Raw genomic sequence first — 25,448 nt, 5'->3', positions numbered from 1 at the left:
CTTATGAGTTTTCCGGACAATTACCAACCGGCCACCGATCTGCTGAACGACAAAGCAATCTTGGTGACCGGCGCGGGCGACGGCATCGGCCGCGTAGCCGCCAAGACCTTCGCCGCCCACGGCGCCACCGTAATCCTGCTGGGACGCACGCTGGGAAAATTGGAAAAGGTATACGACGAGATTGAGGCCGCCGGCGGCCCGCAACCGGCCATCTACCCGATGAACCTCGAAGGCGCCGCCGAGAAAGACTACAACGACATGTGCGACACGCTCGAACAGGAATTCGGGAAGCTCGATGGCATTCTGCACAATGCCAGTATCCTGGGGCCGCGCACGCCCATCGGCAACTACCCGGCCGACTCCTGGCTGCAGGTTATGCAGATCAACGTCAATGCACCCTTCATGCTGACCCGTGCGCTCTTGCCGCTGCTGGAGCGCAGCAACAATGCATCGTTGCTTTTTACCGGCTCATCCGTTGGCCTTGAGGGGCGTGCACACTGGGGCGCCTACGCGGCCTCCAAGGCTGCCTTGGAAAACCTGATGCAAACCCTGGCCGACGAACTTGCCGATGCCACCCGGATTCGTGCCAACAGCGTCAATCCGGGTGCCACCCGCACCCGCATGCGCGCGGCGGCCTACCCAGCCGAAGATCCGGGTTCGATCAAACCGCCAGAGGCGCTGATGCCGCTGTATCTGTATTTGATGGGGGATGATTCGCTGGAGGAGACGGGGCGGCAGTTTAAGGGTTAGTTGAATGGGGGCCGATTGTCGGATTGCGCGCTTTGCGCCAATCCGACCGGCGGAAGGCAGGGTGTTAGCCGGGTTTGCGGGCTCGGTGCATCATGGCCATCAGAGAGGCTTCTCCGCGCGATAGACCGCAACGCCGGGCGACCTCTTCCGGCTCGACTCCCGCTTCAAACAGCCCGGCGGCTTGTGAGTAAGGCATATCGTAATCGCCGTGGGCACTGTCCTCGCCCGCCTGCTGAGCCGCCTCCTGTAGCTTGCGCTCCAGTGAAAGCAAACGCTGCCCCATGCCCATGGCACCGCTATTCGCCAGGGCCAGCTCCCGCCCCAGACGATCATAGACCCGCTGGGTAGCCTGGGCCTGGCGGCGCGCCTGCGCCAAAGCCAGCACTGCCAAAATCAGCGCTACCCCACTTACCAGCAGACACAGGGCCAAGACCCATTCACCGCCCGTCAACATACACTCGCCCCGGTGTTGATCAGATATCTTCCAGCTCGACCCACTCGTCCGAACTCAGCAGCTTGTTAAGGTCGATCAGAATCAACAGTTCGTCATTTTTGTGGCACACACCCTGAATAAACTTGGCGCTCTCATCATTGCCGACGTTGGGAGCCGTTTCAATTTCGGACTGATTCAGGTAAACCACTTCCGAGACACTGTCCACAAGAATGCCTATCACGTGCCGGTCAGTTTCGATGATCACGATACGGGTCGAGTCGGTAATCTCGCCCGGCGGCAAGGCAAAACGGTGTCGGGTGTCGATCACGGTCACCACGTTGCCCCGTAGATTGATAATACCCAAAACATAAGAAGGCGCACCGGGCACCGGGGCGATTTCGCTATAGCGCAAGACTTCCTGCACCTGCATCACGTTAATGCCGTAAGTTTCACCGTCCAGACGGAAGGTAACCCACTGTAAGACCGGATCGTCTGCGCTCACCTGTTGGGGGGTATGACTTGCCATTGACTCTTCCTCAATTGCCGATGCCTCTCAGGGGCACCCTGATATGTCGGGACGTTTTTACACCTGACTGCTGTTGGCACTCAGGCCCGCTTCGTATTGCGATCGGCCTGGGTCAGCAGGTGGCCGATACGCGGAATATCCAGGAGCGCACACATGTGGGCTTTGACCGTACCGGCCAGCCATGGGCGCTTACTGCGCTCGCTGCGCCACTTCACATCCTCGGGCGCCAGGCGGATAGGCTGTTTCACAGAGTCTACCGCTAATCCCCAGGGGACGCCATTGATGGACACCACGTATTTGGCGGTTTCCTCAAAGCGTTCATCATAGCGCTCGGGCATCACGAAACGCGCGGTATTGACCGTGCGCACCTTGCCTGCCGGGGTTGGCTGCAAACCCATAAACCATTCCGCCTGTCCGAACAAAGGGGTCAGCTCGTCGGTGATCGGCTGAATTTGCCCGAGCGCCACCAGGGGCACGGCCAGTGTCAACCCACTGACGTCGAACAGGAGCACATCGAAATCCCGTTGCGCCCATGGGGGGCGACCGTTTTCGAGCCAATCCACTCCCTCGACCGCCACTTCGGCCAGGGCCTCTGAGCGCTCGAGGATCGGCTCCTGCGCTGCCGCCACCTCGGGCGGAGCGGGCACGGAAACCGGTGCTCGCGGCACAGATTTCGGCGCTACCGGCGGCACATAAACCGTTGTCGGCTCAGGAACGATTTCCTTGACCTTCGGGATCACCTCAGGCGGTGCCTCCGGCGCCGGGGAGAGCTCCGGTGCAGGCACCCGCAGGCCCGGGCGAGCGCTAAACAGAAGCTTCTGGAGTTGCTCCCGCTGCGCCAGGAGCGGCTCGCTCTCGTCCGGCGGCGCGTCGGTGAGCAATTCGTCCAGGTAGGTCTGCAGCAGGGGCTCGGAATAGCGGTTGTCGCTCAACGGATGCCTCCCGCTGCCTGACTTGTCGCCTTGGCGGGCTGTTGCAGCCATTTATACAATGATCGGTAAGCCTCGACACCTCGACTGCCCGGCTCATAAAGATGGGGCGGCACGCCCGCTTTGCTGGCATCTCGAAACCGGGTATCCACAGGCACCTTGCCCGGCCAGACATTGTCCGGGTGAGCGTTGCGAATCGCCAGCAGACTGCTCACCGAGGCTTGGGTACGCCGGTCGTACATCACCGGGACGATGGTGTAGGCAATACCCTGCTTCCGGGATTTACTCATCATCTGCAGGGTTGCCACCATACGCTCAAGGCCCTTGATGGCCAAAAATTCCGTCTGAACGGGAATAATCAGCTGCCGCGAGGCCGCCAGGGCATTGATCATCAACACGCCCAGCAACGGCGGCGTATCGATCACCACCTGGTCATAGTCGTCATAAATCTGCGCCAGGGCTCGGGCCACCACCAGCCCCATACCGTCCTGCCCCACCGCACGTCGCTCCAGCGTCGCCAACGCCGACGACGATGGCAATAAATCCAGATTGTCGAAACCTGTCGGCCGGATCAACGAACGGATACGCGCCGGGGTCAGGCTTGCACGCTCTTCAAACAAGGTATACACGCTCTGTTCGACAGCGTCGGGATCTTGACGAAAATAGCTGCTCAGGGAACCATGGGGGTCGAGATCCAACATCAATACCCGCTGTCCTCGCTCGGCTGCCAAGCCCGCGAGGGATACGGTGCTGGTGGTTTTACCCACCCCGCCCTTCTGATTTGCTATCGCCCACACCTGCATGGTGTCTCTCCCGGGTTTAAAGGCCCCGCTACCGGGGTAATCACAGTGTTCATCGCCAGCGTCAGATTTCTGCTGTCGGAATCAGCACTCTACGAACTAAAGCAACTCCTGTGCCTGGACACTCAATCCCCGGCCTGATCACGTTCACCGTTATCACCGGATTCGCCCGCCGCGGGCGGACGAATCCGGGGCAAATCCGGGTCACTGGAAAACAGCAGGCCGCCGCCTTCTAGCGGCACCGGCGCTATGACAGCATCACCGCCGGGGCCCAAAACCTCCGACGGAGTGGGCGCGGGCTCAACCGAGCCCTCCTGGCCGGCATCATCCGCGCCTTCCGGATCGAGTGCTGTGCGCGGACGCTCGATCTTTTGTCGAGCCACCATCAGGGCAACCCGGCGATTCTGGGCACGCCCCTCGGCAGTGGCATTGCTGGCAACCGGCTGATATTCCCCGTAACCCACCGCGGCCAAACGCTCGGGAGCGATCGCATTGTCCGCCAATAGCTTGACTACCGCACTCGCGCGCGCCGCCGACAACTCCCAGTTGCTGGGGAACTGCGCGGTACGAATCGGGACATTATCGGTAAAACCCTCCACTTGCACCGGGTTATCGACAGCTTTAAGGATATCGGCCAAATCCGCAAAAATATTAATCGCCCGCTCGCTCGGCGCAGCGCTGCCGGAGCCGAACAGGATGCTGTCACGCAATTCAATCTGCAGCCAGTGCTCATTGGCGTACACCGACAGCAGTTCCTGATCCATCAGATCGCCAAAACGCTGGTGAAGCGCATCCACCAGTCCCTGTAGATCCCCCAGGTCGCGGCTACCCAGAACCTCGGGCACGGCCGCTGGCGGCTCAAAAGGCGATGCGGGGATATCCTCGATACTCAGGCGCGCCGCCCGTGCCGGGTTGAACGCTTCCACCAGCGTCGTCGACAGCTCACGATACTTATGCTCATTGACTTGAGAGATGGAATACATCACCACAAAAAAACCGAACAGCAACGTGATAAAGTCAGCGTAGGACACCATCCAGCGCTCGTGGTTATCGTGCTCTTGCGGACGGCGGCGACGCGGCATAGGCTACCCCTGTTTGTGCAAGTAACCGTTTAGTTTCATTTCGATGGCGCGCGGATTTTCCCCATCGGCGATGGCGATAATGCCCTCAATCATCAACTCCCGGTACTGGGAACGCTCGTTGATACACATTTTCAGTTTATTGGCGATGGGCAACAACAACAGGTTGGCCAGCCCGACGCCGTAGATGGTAGCGACAAACGCCACCGCAATGCCGGAACCCAGCTCGGCGGGGTCGTCGAGATTGCTCATTACGTGAATCAGGCCCATGACCGCGCCGATAATACCAATCGTGGGTGCATAACCGCCCATGCTGTCATAAAAGCGCACCGCATCGAGGTCACGCTGCTCCTCGAGAATCAACTCGTTTTCCATAATGCGTCGAATCACTTCCGGCTCACTGCCATCGACCATCAGTTGCAGCCCTTTGCGCGCAAAAACATCCGGTTCGGTCTCGGCATTGTGTTCCAGGCCCAGCAGTCCCTTTTGCCGAGTCAAGATCGACCAGCGCACCAGTGTGTCGATGCCTGTCTTGAAGGCATTCGCGGGCGGCCGAAATATCCAGACAAACAGGCTCAACGCCCGGCGCAGGCTGGTCATCGGTGTTTGCAACATCGCCGCACCCAAAGTACCGCCAATAACAATCAGCGCCGCCGGGCCATTGAGCAACGAATAGATCGACCCGCCCTCGAGAAAATTGCCACCCAAGAGCGCGCCAAAACCAATAATGACCCCGAGTATGCTGAGCTTGTCCACTACATGACCTCGCGCGTGAGCATCGGTCCGATATCAGGCAGAGCCAGGACCTGATCAGTCAGGTTTGCCCGTGCCACCGCCATCGGCATACCGTAGATGATGCTGGTGGCCTCATCCTGGGACCAGATCACCGAACCGGCCTTTTTCAGCATCTCGGCACCCTTACAGCCATCAGAACCCATGCCTGTCAGCACCACACCCAGCACCTTGTCGGCGTAGGCATTCGCGGCCGAACCAAAGGTGATATCAAGGCTGGGTTTGTAATTGACCCGGGCATCATCGGGCAGCACCTTGACCACGCCCTGGGCACGACGCTCGACCATCAACTGTTTGCCCCCGGGCGCCAAAAGCGCCAACCCGGGTTCAAGCCGATCGCCATCCACAGCCTCGCGCACCTGAATCTCGGATTGGCGATTCAGACGTTCGGCAAAGGCCTTGGTGAAGTTCTCAGGCATGTGCTGCACCAGCACAATGGGCAGCGGAAAGTTGCGTGGGAGCTTGGTGAGCACCTCAGTCAGTGCCACTGGACCACCGGTAGATGCACCGATGACCAACAGCTGAAAACGTCGACGCAAGGCGCCCGGGCGATCGCTCGCCGCGGGGCGAGGACTCGCTGTCGGCGCAGGCCGAGCGGGGGTGGCAGATGTTGACGGTGCGGCGCTGCTCACGCGCGAGGCCGAGGCGCGAGCGCCCCTGCCCAGGGTCAACAAGCGGTCGTGCAATTTGGCTGACAGCGAATTCGCACTGCGGGATATTTCGGCAAAATCCTTGGCCATAAAATCGGTGGCGCCGGCGGCCAGCGCATCCAGCGTTACCCGTGCCCCCTCATAGGTGAGCGAGGACAACATCAGAATGGGTGTGGGCCGGTCGCGCATAATGTGGCGCACGGCGGTGACGCCGTCCATCACCGGCATCTCGAAGTCCATAGTGATGATATCGGGTTTGAGGCGAGTCGCCATCTCTACCGCGTCGCGCCCATTGCTGGCAACGCCGATAACCTCAAGTTCCGGGTGCTGATTGATAATTTCCTTCAGGCGTTGCTGAAAAAAATTGGAATCATCGACAACTAACACCCTAAATGGCATTGAACCTTTCTCCAAAGTTACATCGGTAGCATGCCCGCATGGGCGTCAGAACTCAGACGGTCGGCTAGCGGTGTCCCCAGGAACTGCCTGCACCGCGGGCATAGCGCTTGAGCAGCCCGGGCACATCCAGAATCAGCGCAATGGTGCCGTCACCGGTAATGGTAGCACCCGCCATGCCCGGTGTCCCCTGCAGCATTTTGCCCAGAGGTTTGATGACCACCTCTTCCTGACCAACGAGCTGATCGACCACAAAGCCGATCGTCAGCGTGCCCACAGCCACAATCACAATGTGCGCTTCCTCTTGCCGGTCGGCTCGGGTGGCCGGGGTCAGCCATTCCTTGAGGTGAAAAACAGGAATCGCGCGATCGCGAATGGTGACGCACTCCTGGCCGTCAACTACATGGGTTTTGCGCAGGTCCATGTAGAAGATTTCGTTGACGCTCGACAGCGGTAGCGCGAATGCCTGATCGGCAAGCATGATCATCAGCGTCGGCATGATCGCGAGCGTCAGGGGCACCTTGATATTCAGGCGCGAACCTTCGCCGAGGGTCGATTGAATTTCCAGGGTGCCATTGAGCTGAGTGATTTTGGTCTTCACCACATCCATACCGACACCGCGACCGGAGACATCGGAAATCTCTTTTTTGGTGGAAAAGCCCGGGGCAAAAATCAGGTTGTAGGCCTCACTGTCGCTCAGACGCGCCGCCGCATCCGCATCCATCAACCCCTTTTCAACGGCAATTGCGCGCAGTTTGTGCGCATCCATTCCCGCGCCGTCATCGGTGATCGACAGGAGAATATGGTCCCCTTCCTGCTCGGCCGCAAGCACCACCCGGCCGGTGCGTGGCTTGCCTTTGGCTTCGCGCTCTTCCGGAGTTTCGATACCGTGGTCAACCGCATTGCGCACCAAGTGGACCAAAGGGTCGGCCAGCGCCTCGACCAGATTTTTATCCAGGTCGGTCTCTTCACCCACCAGTTCCAGATTGATCTCTTTGTTGAGCTTGCGCGCCAGGTCGCGCACCACACGCGGAAAGCGACCAAACACTTTCTTGATGGGCTGCATACGGGTCTTCATCACCGACGTCTGAAGATCTCCCGTCACCACATCCAGGTTGGCCACGGCTTTGGAAAGCGCTTCATCCTGCGAATCCAGACCCAGGCGCACCAGGCGGTTGCGCACCAGTACCAGCTCGCCCACCATATTCATAATGTCGTCGAGACGCTGGGTGTCGACACGCACGGTGGTTTCAACCGGTGCTTCGCGCTCGGGCGCCTTCGCGGGCGCAGCTTTGGGCGCAGGCACAGGCGCAGAGGCCGGCTCGGGCTTGGCGGCCTGGGGCTCCGCCGCCGGCGCCTTGGGCGCCTCGGGTTCAACCGCCCCGCCTTCGGGCGCCGATGAGGCACTCGGGCCTTTGCCCTTGCCGTGCAGCTGATCCAGCAAGTGTTCGAACTCGTCGTCGCTGATCCCATCACCGGCGCTACTCGATGAACTCTCGGCTTTTGTGTTCGCTACACCTGGCGCCTTGCCTTTGCCGTGCAGCTCGTCCAGCAGTGCCTCAAACTCATCGTCGGAAATATCTCCGCTGGTACTGTCAGTATCGGCAGCCGCCGACGGAGTCGATGCACCTGGGCCTTTGCCCTTGCCGTGCAGCTCGTCGAGCAGTGCTTCAAACTCATCGTCACTGATATCATCGCCACTGCTGCCGGCAGGGGGCTGAGCCGGCTTGTTGGGCGCGGGGGAGGACTGCGGGTCGGCATCGACGCCGATCGCATCGAGCAGTTGCTCAAATTCATCGTCGGTAATGTCACCGCCACCGATAGTACCCCCTCCGGCGCTGGAGGGGGGGGAGGCGCTCGGCCCTGGCGCTTGCTCGGCCACAGGGGTCACCGAACCGCCCGCCACCAGGCGCTCGAGGCTGGCAATCAACTCGGGATCGGCGGGTTCCGGCTCAACGCGCTGGGACAGGGCGTCAAATTGCTGGTTTACCGCGTCGAGCGCGCTGAGGACCACGTCCGTCATCGCCGGGGAGACTTTCAGCTCCCCATTGCGCAACTTGTCGAACAGGTTCTCGGTGACATGGCAACATTCCACCATAGGCGTGACCTGGAGAAAACCAGCGCCGCCTTTAACGGTGTGAAACCCCCGGAAAATCGCATTCAACAGGTCGGCGTCATCCGGGCGCTGCTCGAGGTCGACCAGCTGCTCAGAGAGCTTTTCGAGAATCTCCCCCGCTTCAACCAGAAAATCCTGGAGGATGTCTTCGTCGTCACCGAAACCCATTCACGCTACCCCTAAAACCCGAGACTCGACAGCAAGTCGTCCACTTCATCCTGGCCAGAGACCACATCGGAACGCGCTTCAGCGTTCATCAACGGGCCTTCCGCCTCTGTTTTTCTGCGCTCGTTCAGCGCCTCAGTGTCTTTATCGGCACCGCTGCTCAAACCTGTAATCTCTTCCACCTGGCTGGCAATGCGTACCAGGCTTACCAGGTCCTCCTCAACATCGCTGATCAGGCCGATCACCCGCTTGAGAACCTGGCCGGTCAAATCCTGAAAACCCTGCTCGAGAATGATGCCCTGCAGGTTTTGATTGAGCTGCTCGGTGCCGGTGACCATCTGACCCAAAAAGTCATCCATACGGTCATAGAGTCCACGAAACTCGTCGGCGCTCATTTCCCGGCGCTTGAGCCTGCCCCACTCCTCGTGCAGGGACGCGGCCTCCTGGCCCAGGTTCATGGCGATCGGCGCCGACTCGTCCACCATATCCATGGTCTTTTCGGCGGCTTGCTGGGTGAGATCAATGACGTAGTTGAGGCGATTGGAGGCGTCACGGATGCCGGAATCGTTGATTTGAGGCGGATTTCCATTCAAATCGCCATCGACGTGAAAATTGACGATGGCATTGTGTAGCCCGCGTGTCAGACGCCCGACAGACTGGAAAATATGGTTATTGCGCGCTTCGATCATCGCGTTGATAAGCTGGGAGGCTTCTTCGTAGTGATCGCCCTGCAGCTTGTCGACCAGGACCTGGGCAACCTCTTTGAGTTCTTCGACAAACTCATGGTTGTGCAAGCGCTGAGTTTCTGAAGTCATTGCCATGCCTTGTGTGCTGTAGCGGATCGGCACCTGTCAACAACAGATGACGCGCCGGTTTGTTATTCAGACCCGCTCGAAAATCTTTTCGATTTTTTCCTTGAGCGCCTGGGCGGTGAAGGGCTTGACCACATAACCGTTGACCCCGGCCTGAGCCGCTTCGATAATCTGGTCACGCTTGGCCTCGGCGGTGACCATCAAAACCGGCAGCGTCGCCAGCTTTTCGTCGGCCCGCACGGCGCGGAGCAGATCAATCCCGGTCATCCCCGGCATGTTCCAGTCGGTAATCAGAAAATCGAAATTACCGCTTTTGAGCATCGGCATTGCCGTCACGCCATCGTCGGCCTCATGGGTATTGGAAAAGCCCAAGTCGCGCAACAGGTTTTTGATAATCCGTCGCATTGTCGAGAAATCATCGACAATGAGGATCTTCATGTTCTTATCCAATGCAACCTCCGTCTACCCTAGGCGGGCATTCTCTAACGTGTCTTAGTAATCGTCTCAATCGATGCCAACCCGGGTTGGCCAGCCCCGCAAAGTACCACAATTGCGCGCCGCGTCAATCCTGCTGACGCCCCTGGAGGGGCTTTTGAGGTTATTGGTTGCCGCGCCAATCGGCGAGCCGGGTGCGCAGGCGTGCGGCCGCCTGGCTGTGAATCTGGCTGACGCGGGACTCACTGACCCCCAGAACCTGTCCGATTTCCTTGAGGTTGAGCTCTTCGTCGTAGTAGAGGGCCAACACCAAGCGCTCCCGCTCCGGTAATTGGGTTATCGCCTGCGCGAGCGATTGCTTTAGGGCATCGCGCTGGATTCCCTCAAAAGGGTTGGCGTGCTGCGTGAGAGTTTCGCCACGGTCGACGTGGCTGGCATCGTCGCCGAAGGTTTCTTCATAGCTGAACAGGCGGCTGGCATTGGCATCCTGAATCATGGAGAAATACTCGTCCAGCGCCACACCCAGCTCGTCAGCCACCTCGGCATCCTGGGCGTCGCGCCCCGAGCGGGCCTCGACCGTATTGATGGCCTTGGCAATACGCCGGGCGTTGCGATGCACTGAACGCGGGGCCCAATCTCCCCGACGCATCTCATCGACGATGGCGCCGCGAATACGGATACCGGCGTAAGTCTCAAAGCTGGCGCCGCGGGAGGCATCGTACTTTTGAGCGGCTTCCAGCAGGCCGATCATCCCGGCCTGGATCAGGTCATCGACCTGCACACAGGCCGGCATACGCAACATCATGTGGTGAGCGATACGCTTCACCAGCGGTGCGTAGTCCTCGACCCGAATACCCGGGCTTGACTGTTGTGTTTTGTCGTACATGGCTAACCTATCTGCTGCGGCCATTGTCAACACACCTGCCTGTTATTGCTGTCAGTATAGACGCTCCCCAAAACCGATCAGGCCTTGGGGGCGTTGGCCACATCCAGTAGGCGCTCGACAAAAAATTCCAATCGTCCCGAGGGCCCTGCCGGCAGTGGCCAACGCACCACCTCTTCGGCCAGCGCACGCATGGCCTGTGCGGCCTTGCTCTGGGGGGCATAATCAATCAGCGCTCGCTGGCGCTGTACAGCTTTGCGCACATTCTCGTCAAAGGGCACACCGCCGACGTACTGCAGGGTCACATCCAGAAAACGGTCACAGACACTGCTCAACTTGTTAAACAGCGCCTGGCCTTCATTTTTCGTGCGGGTCATGTTGGCCACGACGCGAAAGCGCTGCATACCGTGCTCAGTGCTGAGCACCTTGATCAGGGCGTAGGCATCGGTAATGGAGGAGGGTTCGTCGCACACCACTACAATCACTTCGTTGGAGGCGCGCACAAAGCTGATGACGGTCTCGGATATCCCGGCGGCCGTATCGATGACCAGCACATCCATCTGGTCGCTCAGGTCATTGAAGGCGTTGATCAGCCCCGCATGCTCACGGTTGCTCAGGGCCGATAGCCGCTGCACACCGGAGGCCGCCGGGACAATCCGAATGCCACCTGGGCCGGGGACCAGAATCTCACTCAGGCTCATCCCGTGCTCAAGGACGTCCATGATATTATGGCGCGCCTTGACCCCCAGAAGAACATCAACATTGGCCAAGCCCAAGTCGGCGTCCATCAGTACAACCCGACGGCGTAGTCCCGCCAGAGCAATGCTGAGGTTGACCGAAATGTTGCTTTTTCCCACACCGCCCTTGCCACCGGACACGGCTATTACTTGTATCGGACGTACTTGGCTCATTGATGGTTATACTCCACTGCCAATAAATGCCGTTAGCGGACCAGACCGCGCTCGGCGCCCGCCTCTCGGAGCGGTACCTGCTGCTGACTGAGCAGCGCTGCAGCGCGTGCCACCAGGGTGTGCGCACGCGCCACTTCAATATCTTGCGGGATGTCCTGCCCGTCGGTGGTATAAGCGATCGGCAGGTCACTGTGCATGACCACACCGAGCGCCTCACCCAGACTGGCGGTTTCATCCAGCTTGGTCAGAATACAGCCACGCAGGCTGGCACTGGCGTAAGCGTGAATCGCCGCCTTGAGCATCTGGGCCTGACTGTTACTGGCCATCACCAGGTAACTGCGTACCTGAGTCTGTTCCGCCAGCTCACTCAACTGTGCCTTGAGCTTGGGGTCACCGTGGCGAAAGCCCGCCGTGTCGATGAGTACCAATTCGCACCGGCGCAGGCTGTGCAACACCCCGGCCAGACTGTTGTGTTCGTCGACCACCCGCACCGGCACTTTCAGAATACGTGCCATGGAGCGCAGCTGATCATGACCGGCGATACGGTAGTTGTCCATGGTCACCAACGCGACTTTGTCAGCACCGTGTTCCAGGACATAGCGAGCCGCCAGTTTCCCAATAGTAGTAGTTTTACCGGCGCCTGTCGCCCCGACAAAGGCGAAAACGCCGCCATTGGCGGTAACATCCCGGCCGGCCACCGGCAGCTCGCGCGACCACTGCGCGAGCGCCTCTGGCCAGGCTGATGCCAGCGTACGACTGGGTTTGCAGCCACCCAAAACCGCGGCAATCGCCTCGGTTGGCAGGCCGACCCGCTCGAGCCGACGGCCAACGCTGTCCAGCACCGGCGAGCCAGTCAGCTTGCGGTCACCGGCCAAATGGTGCAATTGTTGCTCGAGCAGCAGGCGCATGTCCGCCAACTCGGCCTGCAGCTCATTCAGCTGTGCGTTGTTCTGATTCGCAGGCTCCGCCGCGTAGCGTACCGGCGTCGGGTCCACAGGCGCCCTGCGCGCAGGTTCAGCGCGCCCGGGGCCCTGCCCCAGCAAATGCTCGCGCGCTGACGCTTCCGCAGCGCGCGTCGCGGCCAGGCGCTGACTCGCCTGTTCAATATCGTCGGCTATTTGACGCCCGGTTTTGCCACCAGGCAAACCCGTGCCAGACCCAGCGCGGGGCTCGGCCTCAGGAACCGGCGCGCGCGCGCCAATACCCAGGGGATCATGGTCGGTGTCGGCCGCCAAAGTGGTGACCAACTCGACCCCCTCGGGCGTGCGTTTGCTCGACAGGATAATGGCGTCTGAGCCCAGTTCCTGACGCACCAGTTCCAGGGCCCGGCGCATATCGGCAGCGACAAAACGTTTAACCTGCATAGTCATTCTCCTCAAGGCCCGGCCTCTGGGGCCTCTCAGCTGTTATCAGCGCCCACAGTGGCGTCGATGGTGATCTGTTTGCTATCCGGAATTTCGTTGTATCCCAGCACCCGCATATCCGGTGCGCTGTGGCGGGCAAAGCGCGCGAGCATCATGCGCAGTGGGCCCGCGACCAAGAGCACCTGGGGCTTGCCCGCCAATTCCTGTTTCTGGGCCGCTTCCGCCAGGGATTTCTGCAGGCGTTCGGCCAAACCGGGCTCGATAAAGGCGCTGTCTTCCGCGCCAGATTTTTGTGCCTGCTGAACACTACCCAGCAATATCTGTTCCAGTTTCGGATCCAGGGTGATCACGGGGATATTCGGGTCGGAACCCACGATGTTCTGGACAATTTGGCGAGCCAACCCCTGGCGCGCCAGGGCCGTGAGAGTGGCAATATCTTGACTCTTGCCAGCGCCGGCCGCCAAGGCTTCCGCGATCGAGCGCATATCGCGCACCGGCACCTGCTCTTGCAGAAGATTCTGCAATACCTTGAGAAGCTGGTTCAGAGTCAGCGTATTGGGCACCAGCTCTTCGACCAGTTTGGGGGAGTTCTTGGCCAACATATCCAGCAACTTTTGAACATCCTCATGACCGAGCAACTCGTGCGTATGCTGCTGGAGTATCTGGTTCAGGTGCGTGGCCACCACGGTGCTGGGGTCGACCACGGTGTAACCAAGGGTCTGCGCCTGCTCTTTGTCACCCGCCGTGATCCAGACCGCGTCCAGGCCAAATGCCGGGTCTTTGGTTTTGATGCCATCGAGCTCGCCAAACACCTGCCCCGGGTTAATGGCCAGATCCCGGTCCGGGTAGACCTCAGCTTCGCCCACGGCAACACCCATCAGGCTGATCCGGTAACCGTTGGGCAGCAATTCCAGGTTGTCCCGAATATGGACCGAGGGCACCAGAAAACCCATCTCCTGAGACAGCTTCTTGCGCACACCTTTGATCCGCCCCAACAACTCCCCACCTTGAGACCGGTCCACCATCGGTATCAGGCGGTATCCCACTTCCAGCCCGATCACATCCACTGGCTGAACATCGTCCCAACCCAGCTCCCGACTCTCTTCGGCCGGGGGCAACGACGGGCGCGGTCGGCTCGGCGGTGGGCTGTCGCCACCGGCCGTTGGTGCTGGCTCCGGGGCTACGCCTGAGGACCGCCCACTCGAGGGGATATAGTCGCGCTCATCGTCCACCAGCAAGGGCTGCTGCTTGCGCCAATAAATGTAGTAAGCCAAAGCACCGCACAAAGCGCCGAGCCCCAGGAACGCCAAGTGTGGCATTCCGGGAATGGTGCCCGTGACGAAGAGGATGCCCGCGGCCACAGCCAGGGCCCGGGGGGAATCAAACATCTGGGTCATGACCTGCTGGCGCATGTCCTGCTTGGTATTGACCCGGGTAACCAGAATCGCGGCCGAGGTCGACAACAGCAGTGATGGCACCTGCGCTACCAAGCCGTCACCGATAGTCAGCAGAATATAGTTTTGCATGGCGACCGCAAATTCCAGATCGTGCTGGATCATGCCGATCCCGAGCCCGCCGAGAATATTGATGGCGAGAATCAGGATCCCGGCCACTGCATCGCCGCGCACAAATTTACTGGCACCGTCCATCGCCCCGTAAAAATCCGCCTCACTGGCCACGTCCTTGCGCCGAGTACGCGCTTCGTCCTGGTCGATCAGGCCGGCATTGAGGTCGGCATCAATGGCCATCTGTTTACCGGGCATGGCGTCCAGGGTAAAGCGCGCACTGACTTCAGCAATACGCCCGGCGCCCTTGGTAACCACCACGAAGTTGATGATCATCAGAATCAGAAAGACGATAAAACCCACGGCGTAGTTGCCGCCGATGACCACCTCGCCAAAAGCCTGAATCACCTTCCCGGCTGCCGCCCCCCCCTCATGGCCATTGAGCAATACCACCCGGGTCGAAGCGACGTTGAGCGCCAGGCGCAAAAGGGTCGCAATCAACAGGATGGTCGGAAAGGACGCGAAGTCCAGGGGGCGCATGGAGTAGACGCCCACCAGCAGCACGACAATGGCGAGTGCGATGTTGAAGGTGAAAAAGACATCAAGCAGAAACGGCGGGATGGGCAGAATCACCATCGCCAGCAACATCAGCAGCAGCGCCGGAATACCCAGGTTGCCACGCCCCGCATTGCGGAGTTTGAGCCACACCATCTTGGGATCGGTCGAGGCCAGGCTGCTGAAGGACGGTAGTGGCATAGTCGATTCTTTGTCGGTACAGTTTTTTTGACGGTTTCAGGGTCTTTTGCCTGATATCGCAAAAACCGTACCTACTTGCCTTCTGACACCCGGTTATTTTTTCGAGCCGCGGAATCATTAGCAGTACGTCGAGGTCGAGCCTTCTGAGTTTGGGTGCCAGTAAGTTAGTCGGCCAGTGAAGTCAGGAGCGTCTTTGGCAAACGCGGTAAATACTTCCCTGTAGCTCCCACGCGTCATCCCTGACGCGAGGGTTGCCAAAGACGCTCCCGACTCCCCTGTCCTAGCGGCTGACCAAACCTTCGCACTCTGTTCTCAGAGGAGGTTCTAATAAAATTAGATATTTTGAGGCTCAAATGTCCAAGAGTGGCACAAGTCGAGTCTGGGTATCCCTTTCCGGGACCGTCTGCCGCCCGGACGGCGGCAGTCGAGCCCCCATGGACGACCCACAGGGATGTGGGAAGTGTCCCGAAGCGCCGGGAGCGCGTAGGGACCGGGTTCACGGCGTGTCCCGGAAAGGGATACCCAGACTCGACGCCTACAATAGGCCGCCGGAGAATGCTGCTCGATAACGTCAATCGAGGTGTTAGGGGTCGAATTGCATATCCCGGGGGACGTTGAGGTTGCGGGGGTAATTGGGCTTGTCGCCGCGGCCGCGGCGGAAGTTGCGTAGCTGGAAGACGTAGGCCAGCACCTGCGCCACAGCCATATAGAGCGCCGACGGAATAGGCTGATCCACCTCGGTGGTGTGGTAGATCGCCCGCGCCAGCACCGGCGACTCAACCCGCTCGATATTGTGCTCGCGCGCAATCTCCCGAATCTTCATGGCCATGTGGTCGCCCCCCTTGGCAAGCAGAATCGGCGTTTCCATGGTGTCCGGATCATACTTCAGCGCGACCGCGTAGTGAGTCGGGTTGGTAATAACCACATCCGCCTCGGGTACTTTGGCCATCATCTGACGCTGGGCAATCTCGCGCTGCAACTGGCGAATACGGCTTTTGACCTCCGGCTTGCCCTCGGTGTTCTTCATCTCATCCTTGACTTCCTGCCGGGTCATGCGCAGCTTCTTCTTGTTGTCCCATATCTGAAAAGGGACATCGATGATAGCGATCAAGACCGTAACAGCGGCAAGCGCAATGGCACCGACAATCCCCAGGTACAGGGAGTGAATCACGGCGACATCGGTTTCCTGGTCAGACAACCGGTACATGTCCTGCTGCTGCACCATCAGGACAACAATGGCCGCCCCCAGAATCACCAGCACTTTGCCGAGCGACTTGCCCAACTCGACCAGCGCTTTGAGGGAAAACATCCGCTTGAGGCCGGAGATGGGGTTCAGGCGACTGGCCTTGGGAGCCATGGCCTTGGCGCTGAGCATCCAGCCTCCAAGCGCAATGGGGCCGACAATCGAGGCCACAAACAACAAGCCAAACAGCGGCAGAATACTGAGCACGCCGTGGTACAGAGAAATCGAGAAGTGTTGCAACATCGTGGTGGTATCGAAGATCACTTCGCGCTCGAGGATAAAGTTATAGCGCACAATGGCGATCATTTTCTGGCCCATGTAACTGCCAAAAATCAGAAAACCCAGAGTCCCCGCAAGCAGAATGAACGTGGTGGTCAAATCCCGGGATCGGGGAATCTGCCCATCCTCCTTGGCCTTCTCAAGCTTTCGGGTCGTGGGCTCTTCTGTCTTTTCCTGACTGCTGTCGTTCTCTTCTGCCATCAGGGAGCTCCAATCAGCACACGCAGGTAGCGCACGCCCTCTTGCATAAACAGATCAAAGTTCGGCAGTATCGCCGCCAGCCCCACCCACATCAAAAACAGCCCGAAGATCAACGTAAGCGGGAAGCCCACCGTGAAGACGTTCATCTGCGGCGCTGAACGGTTCATGGCCCCAAAGGCCATATTGACCACCAGGAGCGAAGTGAACAGCGGCAAGGCAATCACCAGGGCACAGGTGAACATCCACGAGCCCATACTCGCCACCAACAGAAAGCCGTCCGGCCCCAGGCCACCGCCCCCCACCGGCAGCGTGGTGAAGCTGGTCACCATCAGCTCAATCACGATGATATGACCATTGACTGCCAGAAACAGCAGGGTCGCCAGCAGCAAATAGAACTGTGAAAGCACGGTGACGCTGACCCCGCTGGGATCGTTCATGGCCGCAAAGCCGAGCCCCATTTTCATGGCGATAAATTGTCCTGCCAGGATGAACACGTGCAGGAAGACCTGGAGCACAAAGCCCATCGCCATCCCGATCAGAACCTCGCGCATGATCATCAGCATCGCCGACAGGGATACCAGGTCGACAGCCGGCGGCGCCGGCAGTACCGGCGCCACGACCAGGGTGGTGACAAAAGCCAGCGCGACCCGGGTGCGGGCCGGAACGGTGGCGGCGCCGATTACCGGCATGGCAAAAAAGAAGGCGCCGATACGCACAAAAGGCCACAGGTACTGGCCGATAAACTGGACCAGCAGCGCGTCGCTGACAACTAGGGCTTCGGCACCGTTCACATTGACCTCACGTGTCGGCCCTACCCTATGAGGTAGGGTACGCCGGTAAACAGACGATTGAACAGATCCATCAGCTCCGACACCAGCCAAGGCCCGGCAATCATGATGGTCACCAGAGTCACGATCAGGCGCGGCAGAAAACTCAGCGTCTGTTCGTTAATCTGGGTCGCGGCCTGGAACATGCTCACAACCAGGCCCACAAGCAGAGCCGGGCCCACAATGATCATCACCATCACGACCGTGAGCCAAAGCGCATCGGCAAAAAGGCCCTGTGCAATTTCCGGAGTCATGGCTTTCCTCCGCTAAACACCAAAACTGGCCGCGAGCGTCCCGACAATCATCGCCCAGCCATCGACCAGCACGAACAGCATGATCTTGAAGGGCAACGAAATAATCAGGGGCGAAAGCATCATCATACCCATGGCCATCAATACACTGGCGACCACAATATCGATGACAAGAAAGGGAATGAAAATGATAAAACCGATCTGGAAGGCGGTCTTCAGCTCACTGATGATGAATGCCGGCACCAGAATGGAAAAAGGCGTGTCCTGAGCCGTCGCGATTTCGGTATTGCCGGCAATGCCCGCAAACAACGCGATATCCGATTCCCGGGTCTGCGCCAGCATAAACCCGTGTACCGGCTCGGAGGTGCGCACCAGTGCTTCCTGCGCGCCGATTTCTTCATTGATGTAGGGCTGCAAAGCATTCTCGTTGATGGCACTGAACACCGGCTGCATGATAAAGATCGTCAAGAATAGGGCCAAGCCCAAGAGTATCTGATTGGACGGTGACTGCTGCAAACCCAGGGCCTGGCGCAATATCGAGAATACAATGATGATACGGGTAAAGGAGGTCATCATTAACAGCAACGACGGCAACAACGTCAGCGCCGTCATGATCGCCAAAATTTGTAAGGTAACCGTGTACTCTTGGGTGCCGTCAGGGCCGGTGGTGACGGTCAGTGCCGGCAACCCCGGAATGGCCGGCAGGGCTCCGCCGGCCTGTTCATTGGTGGTCTGCGCAGGTGTCAGCTCCTCTTCTTGAGCAAACCCTTGAGGTGCCAGCACCAGCAGGAAAAGCAGTGTCAAAAGATAGCGTTTGAACACGAGTGGCCTCAGCGGGGTTGAGAGTCGTCTGATGACGAGCTGGTTTTTTGCTGGAGCAAGGCTTTGAGCTTGCGTCCAAATTCGGAACTGTAAGCGGACTCGCCCGGTGCTATTACCGGTTCATCGAAGGTGTGCAGTAAGGTAATTTGCGTAGCCGTCACGCCCAACAACAATTGCTGACCCGCTACATCCACCACCATCAAACGCTCGCGGGTGCCCATTGGCATGGTCGCCAGCACCTTCATATGGGGGTTGTGCATCAAGCCGCCCTGCCCCAGGCGGCGCACCAGCCAGGCCAGCCCCAAAATCAGCAGTACGATCGCACCGAGCCCGAGCGTGACATTGAGCAAGTGCGTACCGCTGCCGATGGCGACGGTGTCGGCACGTGTGCCTTCCGCCACCAGAAGCGGTGCCCAGGCCCCGGCGATCAGCGTCGACACCCCGACAATGGCTTTGCGGACCATCATCAGCGCAGCTTTTTGATACGTTCGGAGGGACTGATCACGTCGGTCATGCGGATACCGAACTTTTCGTTCACCACGACCACTTCACCGTGGGCGATCAAGGTCCCATTCACCAGCACATCGAGCGGTTCACCGGCGAGCCGATCAAGCTCAATGACCGAGCCCTGGTTGAGTTGCAACAGGTTACGGATGGTAATTGAGGTGCGGCCCACCTCCATGGAGATGGACACTGGGATGTCCAGAATGACATCCAGCTCTGGGCTCGTATTGGGCTGCTCAGTGCCGCGAGTAAACTCGTCAAGCTCGACTGTGCCGAGATCATCAGTGAGGTCACTGGCAGGCGCAGCGTCGTCCTGCTCCTGCATGGCCGCCGCCCACTCTTCAGCCATCGCGTCCTGATCGACATCGTCTTCGGGCGGGTTGTTATTGTCATCATTTGCCACGGGGGCCTCCTTCAATCAAGGTCGCGTTGTGGGCGTTGCTGTGGTCGATAAATTCAAGAATCTTGAGCGCCAGATTTTTCCGGTGCTGGCCGAGCTTGGTGCGGAAAATCGGTACCCCGTTGGCGGTCACTACATGCTGATCCGGCATTTCTACCGGTATGATATCGCCTTCTTTCAGGTTGACGATGTCGCGCAGGGTAATATCCCGGCGTACCACATCACACTCCAGGTCGACTTTGGCCATGAGCACGTCTTCCTTCAGCGCGCGCTCCCAACGTTCGTCGTGTTCGTCGCTGTCGCTCTGAAAGCCCGCATCCAGCACCTCACGGATCGGTTCGATCATCGAGTAAGGCAGCGTGATGTGCATCTCGCCTCCGCCACCGTCGAGCTCGATGTGGAAGGTACTGACCACCACCACTTCACTGGGGCTGACAATATTGGCCAGTGAGGGGTTAACTTCGGAATTGATATATTCAAAGGTGATGGGTATGACCGCTTTCCAGGCTTCTGCCAAATCGATAAAGGCCTGGTCGAGCACCATCTGCACCACGCGTAACTCGGTGGGGGTAAACTCCCGCCCCTCAATTTTTGCGTGGCGACCATCACCGCCAAAGAAATTATCCACCAACTTGAACACCAGCCGGGCGTCGAGAATCACCAGAGCAGTACCTCGCAGCGGGCGGAACTTGACCATATTCAGACTGGTGGGCACGTACAGGGTGTGTACATATTCGCCGAACTTCTGGATTTGCATGCCGCCCACAGACACATCGGCGGTACGCCGCAGCATGTTGAACATACTGATGCGGGTGTAACGGGCGAAGCGTTCGTTGATCATCTCCAGGGTGGGCATACGCCCGCGCACGATACGATCTTGCGTGGTCAGGTCGTAGGCTTTAATACCGCTGGGTTCAAGATCGGTTTCGGTTTCGATATCGCCGTCATCAACGCCGTGAAGAAGCGCATCGATTTCATCTTGTGAGAGTAAGTCCTGCACCTAGATCTTCCCCACCGCTATTGCATCACAAACCCGGTGAACAATACTTGCTCCACCACCGGTTCACCCAATTCTCGTGTCAGAATGTCGCGAATTTCCTGCAACAACTCCTGGCGCAACAACTCCTTGCCCTCCGGGGTACGCAGCTCCTCGTAGACTTGCCCGGACAGTACCATCAAGACATTATTGCGTAAGCTCGGCATGTGCTGCTCGATTCGAGCGATCTTGCTCTCATCACGCAGCATAAGTGCCAGCTCCACTTGCAACTGACGCTGACGCCCACGGATCTGGTAACTGCTGACAAACGCGGGCCGCAGGGTATAGTAAACGGCAGCATACCCGGTCTCCTCGCGCGCCGAAAGCTCGGCATCAGGGTCATCCTCAAGCATTTTCAACAGTGCCAAAGTGCCGCCAATGGACGCAACTATCAATACCGACAGCGCTGCCGCAAGCGCGATCAGGCGCTTGCGCTTGCGTGCCTGGGCGATCTCCTTGCGCTGCTCCAGCTCTTCGGGAGTCAGCTCATCGTCATCTTGTTCTGCCATGTCAAAAGTCCGTCAATTCGCAGGTCTGTCAGGGTACAGGCAATCGCCGTGCCATATGCACCGTCATTGTAGCAGCAGAATCCCATCGGGCGGCACAATTGACCGTCGAACGATCAAACGTAATAGTCCACCAGTGACAACGAACCCCGCACCCAGGACTCGGGCTCTCCATCATCATTGGCCGAGTCGCCGCCTGCACCCGCCTGGCCGCCGCCAGCCTGCCCGGCATCCCCTTCCCCGGCCCCCTGATCGGCGATATCGACATTGACCAGATCCAGGCCCTGCTCTTCAAACATTTCCCGCAGGCGCGCCGCACCCTGATCCAACGCTTCGCGCACACCGACATGAGGACTGGTAAAGGTAATATTGGCTTGGTCCTGGTTAATGGCGATACGTACATGCACGGGCCCCAGGTCTGGCGGGTCCAGACGCAGTTCGGCACTGGAGACCCGCTGTGAAGCCAACCACAGAATTCGATCGCCGACCGCCTGGTTCCAGTTGTTTTGGCCCACGGGGACCCGCACCTCGGTTTGTACGACAAACCCGCGTTCGCCGGGCAGAAGCGCCCGCTCGGCGCGCTCGCCTTCCTGCCCGGCAGGTCCATGGACGCCGCCGCGTTCAAGTGTGACACTCGCATCAGACGTATTTTGTGCTTGCAGTACCTGCTGAAAAAGGCCTCGCGCCGGCGGGTTTGCGTCCGCCTTTGCCAATTCCGTCAACCTGGCCAGAGTGTCTGAGGGCGCTTCCGGTACCCATTGAGTCACAGCCGCACCACTCTCGGCCGCACCGGTCGTCGTCAGTCGAAAAGCCGGCGGCGGTGCCAGAGCCAAGGATTTGAGTAATTGCTGGCGCTGCTCGCCCTCGGCCCGCGTCACTTGCCAACCCTGCTCCGGGTGCCACTGAGCGATCAGCAACTCGCCCGCATCCGACAGAAGCACCAGGGCCTCCGGGTCGTCTTCAGTGCCTTCAAATAGTCGCCACTGATCGAGTCCTTCCAGGTCTTCCAGTCCCTCGATACCCTCCAGCGCCTCAAGATCAATACCCAGAATCGCCAGCAGCGCCTCCAGGCGGGTCTCGCTGCCCTCCGACTCGATGGGGGCCAGCGCCGTCTCGTCGCCCGTTACCGAGGCGGGAGCGGGAGTCCGGGACTCGGTTCGAGCCCTGGCTGCAGTGTCCGCGCGCTCCGCCGTCCCCGGCCTCCCGCCCGTTTTCTCTGCCGGGGCCTCCGTTTTTGAGCGCGGGTCCGGAGACGAAGTCCCATTCGGCGAACGACGGCTGGCTTGGGCACGATCAAGTTGGGCGCCAAACGCTTGACCGCTGTCGTTTTGTTGCCGTCCGGCAGGCTTGACCAGCTCATCGGAGCGAGCGCGACCGCCGGACGAAGACAGCAACTGGAACAAAGAGGATTGACCGTTCATTGCGAGGAATCTCCTGACTTGGAAGCGGCAAACCCTTGCCGCTTCCGGGGCTAAAACATCTCAGTACAGGAGGTATTGCAAAAACAGCGCCAACTGACGCGCGGAGAAGAAAAAAGGACGCGGGTTTATACCAGGGCTTGCAGGAGCAGCTTGACCTGCGAAAATTCCTGTTGGATATCCACCAGGGTATTCTCCTGCCCATTGAGTTGGCCTTGCGCGCTCTGGTGTTCCATCCCCTGGCAAAGATCGGCCAGTCGAATAGCACCCAGGTTGCGACAACTGCCTTTGAAACTGTGCGCTGCCCGGCGCACGGCCTCGGCATCACGACTGGCCAAGGCCTTCTGCAGGGCGGCGATACGCTCCGCGGAATCCCTGATAAAGGTATCAATCAGAGTAGCGAACTCCCCCTCCATAACCTCTTCCAACTCTTCCAGTAGTTGCCGATCCAGATGCTCGGAGCTCATGGGCCCACCCTTGTCAAACAGCTGGCAGCGCAGCCGGTGTTAGTCATCGTCGTGATTCCAAGTGTATACCGCTTCCACCTGATTGCCTTTTCCCAAGTAATGAACAGCATCGCACATCCGCTCTACCAGGGCGAGCCCCCGACCGTGATAGGCGCGGACATTGGGCACCTGCCGCGGGGGCTGCGCATCAAAGCCAGAGCCGCTGTCCTCGACCCGGATACGCAGCTTGCCACCCTCACCCTGCCCAGTGTGACAAACATGAATACGAATAAAACCCTCGTCAACGTCATCCAGGCGCTGGTCGCGTTGCTCGTAATAGTCGGCGAAACCCTCAGCGGTATTTTTCAGCGTCGAGTCCAGCTTGAGTACGCCGTGCTCCAGGGCATTGCTGTATAGCTCTGCCAAAATGCCATAAAGCGTATTGCTATGGCTGCGCAACCCAGGCACCTCAGCCAGGACATTGAGCACCAGTGGCAAAGGATCGAAACTGCGGAAGCTGCGTGATTGCACCTCAAAGCTCATCGCCCACTCGCCCGTGCGCGACGGTGTCTGCAATGTGCGCACCGGCGCGCCGGCCGTCTCTGTGGGCAGCTGCGGCGGCTCCATTCGGATTTCTACCAAAGATAGATCGTCGTGCTTCTCTTCCTCACCCACGAAGGACTGAACGTTCCCCAAGATCGAGTTGAACAACTGCTCCGGGTCATCGTTGGCCCGGAACACATCGCGCAAGCGCTCCTCACCGTACATCTCGCCGTCGCTGTTGCGCGCTTCGTGAATACCGTCAGACCACATATAAAACCGGTCATCAGAGGCTAGCTCATACACCAGGCAGTCGTCTTTGAAGGCTTTACTTTTAAGCACCCCAAGGGGTAAATGAATCGATTGTACGGCCTCGATTTGCTGGGTACTGCGGCGGAAGATAAAGCTTTCCGGGAGGCCGCCATTCCAAACTTTGATTCGCTGCTTTCGAAAACTGATATCCACCATGGTGGCGCAGCAGAAAATACCCACGGGCAAGATCGTGTTGAGCTTGGCATTGATCTCACGCAGGATATCGGTCATGGAGAAACCCTTGTATACCATGCCGTAAAAGGTCGAAGCGAGCGGGATACCGCCAATGGCTGCAGGTAAACCATGGCCAGTGAAATCCCCAAGCAATACCATCATATTGCCGTTGGGACGCATACCGGCAACCAGAACATCGCCGTTAAAGGCCGCCAGCGAAGACAAAAAATAACGGATATTGCTGGCACCGAGGCAACCGCTGTGAGCAATATTGTCAAAAACCTGCTTCGCCACCGCCTGCTCTTGCAGGAGATGCTCGTTGTGGTGAGCAATCTCATCGCGCTGGCTCAGCATTGTGGCGTGCATATGCCGCATGCGATTAAAAGCCCTGATCTTGGCCTGAATCACAACCCGGTTATAAGGCTTGGACAGAAAGTCATCGCCCCCGGCTTCAAGGCAGCGCACCAACGATTCGGTATCGGTCAAAGACGTGAGGAAAATAATCGGCACCAATCGCTCACCGGCAATGGCCTTAATCTGCCGCGCGGCATCGAAACCATCCTGCTCAGGCATCAGCACATCGAGCAAGACCAGGTCAGGCTGCTCGCGCTCGAACAACGTCACCGCCTCTACGCCGTCGCCAGCACAGACAACCCGGTGCCCCTCCGCGCGCACGATGCGCTCCAGGATCAAGCGATCCGTCGGGGTATCGTCGGCAACCAATATCGTCAGTGACGCCATATCCTGTGCTACCGGTTAGTGGGGTCTGATGGCAAACAGCTGATCGAAATTAGAGATGGTCAGCACTTTCCGTACATCATCGGTACAGTTCACAATTTCGATATCAGCCCGGTCACCACCGGCATGATCGCGCAGCAACAGCAGCATACCCAGCGCTGAGCTGTCGAGGTAGGTTGTGCCCTCAAGATCGATACAATAATGCTCCGGACGGTCGGGAAGCGTTTCATAGGCGGCTCTGAAGGCCTGATGCGCGCTAAAATCAAAGCGCCCGTCAATCACGATGTTGAGCGTGCTGCCATCCGCAGTCAGATGTGAAGTTATAGCCATGTTATCTCTCTCAATCTCGCTCTGGGGCAAGTGTATATTCCCTTTAGCATATCGTTTGATCGCCGCAGCGCCAAGCGCACGGACCCGTCCAAGACTTGAATCATCCCAAGAATAGCTGA

27 protein-coding genes are annotated in these 25,448 nt (G+C 59.0%); 1 reads left to right on the top strand and 26 read right to left on the bottom strand.

The genetic code is table 11. The features are described from left to right. Nucleotides 1-3 precede the first annotated feature (3 nt). Nucleotides 4-750, top strand: a complete 747-nt coding sequence (locus DKW72_RS01630; RefSeq protein WP_111640562.1) for a YciK family oxidoreductase — start codon at nucleotides 4-6, stop codon at nucleotides 748-750. A 64-nt stretch (nucleotides 751-814) separates the two neighbouring features. On the opposite strand, the gene DKW72_RS01625 is transcribed toward DKW72_RS01630, so the two are convergent. The 26 genes from DKW72_RS01625 to DKW72_RS01500 form a co-directional block, all read right to left on the bottom strand. Continuing rightward, nucleotides 815-1,204: a DUF2802 domain-containing protein gene (locus DKW72_RS01625; protein ID WP_111640561.1), complete on the bottom strand. Its 390-nt coding sequence runs from the start codon at nucleotides 1,202-1,204 to the stop codon at nucleotides 815-817. A 19-nt stretch (nucleotides 1,205-1,223) separates the two neighbouring features. Then, nucleotides 1,224-1,709: a chemotaxis protein CheW gene (locus DKW72_RS01620; RefSeq protein ID WP_111640560.1), complete on the bottom strand. Its 486-nt coding sequence runs from the start codon at nucleotides 1,707-1,709 to the stop codon at nucleotides 1,224-1,226. A gap of 80 nt (nucleotides 1,710-1,789) precedes the next feature. After that, nucleotides 1,790-2,641, bottom strand: a complete 852-nt coding sequence (locus DKW72_RS01615) for a chemotaxis protein CheW (protein ID WP_232522277.1) — start codon at nucleotides 2,639-2,641, stop codon at nucleotides 1,790-1,792. After that, on the bottom strand, nucleotides 2,638-3,441 hold the full coding sequence (locus tag DKW72_RS01610; protein ID WP_111640558.1) for a ParA family protein: 804 nt from the start codon (nucleotides 3,439-3,441) through the stop codon (nucleotides 2,638-2,640). Before DKW72_RS01610 ends, DKW72_RS01615 begins: the two co-directional genes overlap by 4 nt. 122 nt (nucleotides 3,442-3,563) lie before the next feature. Beyond that, nucleotides 3,564-4,520, bottom strand: a complete 957-nt coding sequence (gene motD / locus DKW72_RS01605) for a flagellar motor protein MotD (protein ID WP_111640557.1) — start codon at nucleotides 4,518-4,520, stop codon at nucleotides 3,564-3,566. A 3-nt stretch (nucleotides 4,521-4,523) separates the two neighbouring features. Further along, entirely contained in the window at nucleotides 4,524-5,273 is a 750-nt protein-coding gene (locus DKW72_RS01600; RefSeq protein WP_111640556.1) for a flagellar motor protein, read from the bottom strand. Then, on the bottom strand, nucleotides 5,273-6,358 hold the full coding sequence (locus DKW72_RS01595; protein ID WP_111640555.1) for a protein-glutamate methylesterase/protein-glutamine glutaminase: 1,086 nt from the start codon (nucleotides 6,356-6,358) through the stop codon (nucleotides 5,273-5,275). The genes DKW72_RS01600 and DKW72_RS01595 overlap by 1 nt, the downstream gene beginning before the upstream one ends. A 64-nt stretch (nucleotides 6,359-6,422) precedes the next feature. Then, nucleotides 6,423-8,639 (bottom strand): chemotaxis protein CheA, encoded by a 2,217-nt coding sequence (locus tag DKW72_RS01590; protein WP_111640554.1) that lies wholly within the window; start codon nucleotides 8,637-8,639, stop codon nucleotides 6,423-6,425. An 11-nt stretch (nucleotides 8,640-8,650) separates the two neighbouring features. After that, nucleotides 8,651-9,451 (bottom strand): protein phosphatase CheZ, encoded by an 801-nt coding sequence (locus DKW72_RS01585; protein ID WP_111640553.1) that lies wholly within the window; start codon nucleotides 9,449-9,451, stop codon nucleotides 8,651-8,653. A 66-nt stretch (nucleotides 9,452-9,517) separates the two neighbouring features. Further along, entirely contained in the window at nucleotides 9,518-9,898 is a 381-nt protein-coding gene (gene cheY / locus DKW72_RS01580) for a chemotaxis response regulator CheY (RefSeq protein WP_111640552.1), read from the bottom strand. A 148-nt stretch (nucleotides 9,899-10,046) separates the two neighbouring features. Continuing rightward, nucleotides 10,047-10,769: an RNA polymerase sigma factor FliA gene (locus tag DKW72_RS01575; protein ID WP_269777867.1), complete on the bottom strand. Its 723-nt coding sequence runs from the start codon at nucleotides 10,767-10,769 to the stop codon at nucleotides 10,047-10,049. A gap of 77 nt (nucleotides 10,770-10,846) precedes the next feature. After that, the gene (locus DKW72_RS01570) at nucleotides 10,847-11,677 is read right to left on the bottom strand and encodes a MinD/ParA family protein (RefSeq protein WP_111640550.1); all 831 of its coding nucleotides are present in this window, start codon (nucleotides 11,675-11,677) and stop codon (nucleotides 10,847-10,849) included. A 32-nt stretch (nucleotides 11,678-11,709) separates the two neighbouring features. Beyond that, nucleotides 11,710-13,041, bottom strand: a complete 1,332-nt coding sequence (flhF, locus tag DKW72_RS01565; RefSeq protein WP_111640549.1) for a flagellar biosynthesis protein FlhF — start codon at nucleotides 13,039-13,041, stop codon at nucleotides 11,710-11,712. A 35-nt stretch (nucleotides 13,042-13,076) separates the two neighbouring features. Next, complete coding sequence (gene flhA / locus DKW72_RS01560; protein ID WP_111640548.1) at nucleotides 13,077-15,302, bottom strand: flagellar biosynthesis protein FlhA; 2,226 nt, start codon at nucleotides 15,300-15,302, stop codon at nucleotides 13,077-13,079. A gap of 583 nt (nucleotides 15,303-15,885) precedes the next feature. Further along, a complete protein-coding gene (gene flhB, locus DKW72_RS01555; protein ID WP_111640547.1) occupies nucleotides 15,886-17,025 on the bottom strand; it encodes a flagellar biosynthesis protein FlhB in 1,140 nt (379 codons plus the stop codon). Beyond that, nucleotides 17,025-17,816, bottom strand: a complete 792-nt coding sequence (gene fliR, locus DKW72_RS01550; RefSeq protein ID WP_232522276.1) for a flagellar biosynthetic protein FliR — start codon at nucleotides 17,814-17,816, stop codon at nucleotides 17,025-17,027. Before fliR ends, flhB begins: the two co-directional genes overlap by 1 nt. Nucleotides 17,817-17,836: 20 nt before the next feature. After that, a complete protein-coding gene (gene fliQ / locus DKW72_RS01545) occupies nucleotides 17,837-18,106 on the bottom strand; it encodes a flagellar biosynthesis protein FliQ (RefSeq protein ID WP_111640546.1) in 270 nt (89 codons plus the stop codon). 12 nt (nucleotides 18,107-18,118) lie between these two features. Next, complete coding sequence (fliP, locus tag DKW72_RS01540) at nucleotides 18,119-18,850, bottom strand: flagellar type III secretion system pore protein FliP (protein WP_408631100.1); 732 nt, start codon at nucleotides 18,848-18,850, stop codon at nucleotides 18,119-18,121. 83 nt (nucleotides 18,851-18,933) lie between these two features. Next, nucleotides 18,934-19,392 (bottom strand): flagellar biosynthetic protein FliO, encoded by a 459-nt coding sequence (fliO, locus tag DKW72_RS01535; RefSeq protein ID WP_111640545.1) that lies wholly within the window; start codon nucleotides 19,390-19,392, stop codon nucleotides 18,934-18,936. Continuing rightward, nucleotides 19,392-19,832 carry a flagellar motor switch protein FliN gene (fliN, locus tag DKW72_RS01530; RefSeq protein ID WP_408631096.1) on the bottom strand — a complete coding sequence of 147 codons (441 nt, stop codon included), beginning with the start codon at nucleotides 19,830-19,832 and terminating at the stop codon, nucleotides 19,392-19,394. Before fliN ends, fliO begins: the two co-directional genes overlap by 1 nt. Continuing rightward, nucleotides 19,822-20,829, bottom strand: a complete 1,008-nt coding sequence (gene fliM / locus DKW72_RS01525) for a flagellar motor switch protein FliM (RefSeq protein ID WP_111640544.1) — start codon at nucleotides 20,827-20,829, stop codon at nucleotides 19,822-19,824. Before fliM ends, fliN begins: the two co-directional genes overlap by 11 nt. A 17-nt stretch (nucleotides 20,830-20,846) precedes the next feature. Continuing rightward, nucleotides 20,847-21,374 carry a flagellar basal body-associated FliL family protein gene (locus DKW72_RS01520; protein WP_111640543.1) on the bottom strand — a complete coding sequence of 176 codons (528 nt, stop codon included), beginning with the start codon at nucleotides 21,372-21,374 and terminating at the stop codon, nucleotides 20,847-20,849. Nucleotides 21,375-21,487: 113 nt separating this feature from the next. Next, nucleotides 21,488-22,792: a flagellar hook-length control protein FliK gene (locus DKW72_RS01515; RefSeq protein WP_111640542.1), complete on the bottom strand. Its 1,305-nt coding sequence runs from the start codon at nucleotides 22,790-22,792 to the stop codon at nucleotides 21,488-21,490. A 125-nt stretch (nucleotides 22,793-22,917) separates the two neighbouring features. Then, a complete protein-coding gene (locus tag DKW72_RS01510) occupies nucleotides 22,918-23,256 on the bottom strand; it encodes an Hpt domain-containing protein (protein ID WP_111640541.1) in 339 nt (112 codons plus the stop codon). Nucleotides 23,257-23,295: 39 nt separating this feature from the next. Next, complete coding sequence (locus DKW72_RS01505; RefSeq protein WP_111640540.1) at nucleotides 23,296-25,002, bottom strand: ATP-binding SpoIIE family protein phosphatase; 1,707 nt, start codon at nucleotides 25,000-25,002, stop codon at nucleotides 23,296-23,298. 15 nt (nucleotides 25,003-25,017) lie between these two features. Then, nucleotides 25,018-25,329 (bottom strand): STAS domain-containing protein, encoded by a 312-nt coding sequence (locus DKW72_RS01500; RefSeq protein WP_111640539.1) that lies wholly within the window; start codon nucleotides 25,327-25,329, stop codon nucleotides 25,018-25,020. Between the last annotated feature and the right edge of the window lie 119 nt (nucleotides 25,330-25,448).

This window comes from Marinimicrobium alkaliphilum (assembly GCF_003259155.1).
Lineage (GTDB): Bacteria > Pseudomonadota > Gammaproteobacteria > Pseudomonadales > Cellvibrionaceae > Marinimicrobium_A > Marinimicrobium_A alkaliphilum.
Note: the sequence above shows the minus strand (reverse complement) of the source record. Positions and strands in the feature narration are given on the sequence as shown.